This window comes from Salipiger mangrovisoli, assembly GCF_015223355.1.
Classification (GTDB): Bacteria; Pseudomonadota; Alphaproteobacteria; order Rhodobacterales; family Rhodobacteraceae; genus Salipiger; species Salipiger mangrovisoli.
Genome location: NZ_JADFFK010000076.1, coordinates 1 through 2,476, shown reverse-complemented (window position 1 = coordinate 2,476; position 2,476 = coordinate 1). Strand labels below are relative to the sequence as shown.

The following is a 2,476-nucleotide window of genomic DNA, read 5'->3' as shown; positions in this document are numbered from 1 at the left end:
GTAAGCGCTGTCACCGCGGCACGCCTGTTCAGCTTGACGGGTTGAAGTTCCATGGCAGGAGCTCGTCGATCCTGCTGGCGGGGTGACCGGCGGCGATGGCTTCGAGGGTCGCCTTGATGTAGGCGAAGGGCTCGACGCCGTTGATCTTCGCGGTGGCGATCAGGGAGGCGATGCGGGCCCAGGTGCGGCCACCCTCGTCGTGGCCGGCGAAGAGAGCATTCTTCCGCGTGAGCGCAATCGGGCGGATCAGGTTCTCGACGGCATTGGAGTCGATCTCGACGCGGCCGTCGAGAAGGAAGGTCTGCAGGCCGCCCCACTGGCGATGGATGTAGGTCAGCTTTTCGCCCAGGCGCGACTTGGCCGAGATACGCAGGCGCTGTGCCTGCAGCCAATCACCGAACTCGGCCACGAGGGGCACGCTGCGGGTCTGGCGGGCCGACAGGCGTTGGCCCGGGCCCATGCCGCGGATCTCGGCCTCGATGCGGTAGAGCTCGGCAATGCGGCGCAGCCCCTCGGCAGCGATCTCGGATCCATCCCGGTCGAAGACTTCCTTCAGCTTGCGGCGAGCGTGTGCCCAGCAGTGGGCAACCGTGATCGGCGCGCCGCCCTTGCGGGACGTGCGTGTGAGGCGGTCGTAACCGGTGTAGCCGTCGAGCTGGAGGGTGCCGTCGAAGCCCTGGAGGATCTGCTCTGCATGCGCCCCGGCGCGGCTGGGATGGTAGGTGAACACGACACCGGGCGGGTCTTCTCCGCCCCATCCGCGGTCATCTCGGGCAAGCGCCCAGAAGTATCCTGTCTTGGTTCGCCCTCGGCCTGGATCCAGCACCGGGGCCGTGGTCTCGTCCATGAACAGTTTGCCCGAGGATTTGAGATGCTCGGTTAGCCGATCGACCACGGGGCCAAGATGGAAGGCTGCAGTGCCGGCCCAGTCCGCCAGTGTGCTGCGGTCGACCTGGATGCCGGAGCGCGCCAGGATCTGGCTCTGCCTGTAAAATGGCAGGTGGTCCGCGAACTTCGAGACCAACACATGTGTAATGGCACCCTCAGTTGGAAGACCGCCTTCAATCAGCCAGGGCGCGGCAGGTGCCTGAGTGACGCCATCCGAACAGATGCGGCAGGCATACTTCGGCCGGATGTCGACCAGCACGCGGAGCTGCGCAGGCACGATGTCCAGGCGCTCGGTGCGGTCCTCGCCGATCCGGTGCATCCGGCCGCAACCGCAGGGGCAATCGAGGCTGGTCGACTCGAGGACCCGTTCGATACGCGGCAAGCCCGCGGGCAAATGGCCAAGGTTGCGCTGACGCGTCCGGCGCGGCGTCGTGGTAGACGGCGCGGCCTGCTCCTTGCGGGTCTCGACCTCGGCGACAGCTGTTTCCAGGTCTTCGAAGGCCAGTTGCCGGTCGTCCTCGCTCAGCTTCTCGGAGCGTTTGCCATGCACGACATGGTTCAGTTCAGCGACGAGATGCTCCAGCCGCCGGTTGGCGTCCTTCAGCGCGCCGTTCTCCTGCAACAGCGCCAGCACGGCGGCGCGCTGGCTCTCGGGGATCGCGGACAGGTCGATGGGCGGGGCGCTGGACATGGGCGGATGATACTGCGCCCGGGGTGCCGATGTCCGGCTATTCAGCGCGGTGAGTCACTCTGCCACAGCCGGACGGCGGACCTCCAGTGACCGCACCCGGCGCCAGTCCAGGCCGGCGAACATGGCCTCGAACTGTGCGCGGTTCAGGGTCATGGCCCCGTCACGGATCGAAGGCCAGGTGAATGTGCTTTCCTCAAGCCGCTTGTAGGCCATGACCAAACCACTGCCGTCCCAGAACAGGATCTTCAACCGGTCGGCGCGCTTCGAGCGGAACACGAAGACCGTGCCAGTGAACGGGTCCTCGGCCAGCATCGACTGCACCAGCGCCGCGAGGCCATCATGGCCTTTGCGGAAGTCGACCGGCTTCGTCGCCACCAGGATCCGCACACCCTGCGAGGGCATCAACATGGATGCGCCTCCAAGGCGTGGACGATCTCGGCGATCCGGGCGGCGGGCGCATCCTTCGCGAGTTCGATGATGACCGTACCCCGCACAATCCTGATCGGCGTCCCGGCGCTTGGCGGCTCAGCCTCAGAGGCCGCCGTGATCTCGTCGCAGACCACCAGAGGTGCGAAGACTGCTTCGTTGACCTCCACCGCGGGCAAGACGAGCTTGCCCTCCTTGGCCAGCCGCCGCCACGCCGTCAGCTGGCTCGGCATGATCTCGTAGCGCGCCGCGACACCCGACACCGTCGCCCCGGGCTCCAGCGTCTCGGCCACCGCCTGCGCCTTAACGTGATCCGGCCAACGCCTCTGGCCGGAAGCGAAGACTTCAACACCAAGCGCCGTGAGAAACGAACTCTTTGCGAACATTGCGAAACGCACTCCTTCTCTTTGGATGCGTATCAACTCGCAATGGCTGATCCCGTCGGCAATGTGGGGCGGCGACAGCGTTTAC

The 2,476-nt window shown here is 66.2% G+C and carries 3 protein-coding genes; all 3 read right to left on the bottom strand.

Going from position 1 to position 2,476, the window contains the following annotated elements; translation table 11 throughout:
* Positions 1-28 precede the first annotated feature (28 nt).
* The 3 genes from tnpC to tnpA are packed head-to-tail and all read right to left on the bottom strand — an operon-like array spanning position 29 to position 2,391.
* Positions 29-1,579, bottom strand: coding sequence for an IS66 family transposase (gene tnpC / locus IQ782_RS29445; RefSeq protein ID WP_194138215.1), 1,551 nt, complete (start codon positions 1,577-1,579; stop codon positions 29-31).
* Between the two features lie 54 nt (positions 1,580-1,633).
* Positions 1,634-1,987, bottom strand: a complete 354-nt coding sequence (gene tnpB, locus IQ782_RS29440) for an IS66 family insertion sequence element accessory protein TnpB (protein WP_076623781.1) — start codon at positions 1,985-1,987, stop codon at positions 1,634-1,636.
* On the bottom strand, positions 1,981-2,391 hold the full coding sequence (gene tnpA / locus IQ782_RS29435) for an IS66-like element accessory protein TnpA (RefSeq protein WP_076623780.1): 411 nt from the start codon (positions 2,389-2,391) through the stop codon (positions 1,981-1,983). The genes tnpB and tnpA overlap by 7 nt, the downstream gene beginning before the upstream one ends.
* Positions 2,392-2,476 lie beyond the last annotated feature (85 nt).

Bases quoted from the DNA above. Each gene is read 5' to 3' on its own strand.
- tnpC (WP_194138215.1), bottom strand. From the start codon at position 1,579: ATGTCCAGCGCCCCGCCCATCGACCTGTCCGCGATCCCCGAGAGCCAG.
- tnpB (WP_076623781.1), bottom strand. From the start codon at position 1,987: ATGTTGATGCCCTCGCAGGGTGTGCGGATCCTGGTGGCGACGAAGCCG.
- tnpA (WP_076623780.1), bottom strand. From the start codon at position 2,391: ATGTTCGCAAAGAGTTCGTTTCTCACGGCGCTTGGTGTTGAAGTCTTC.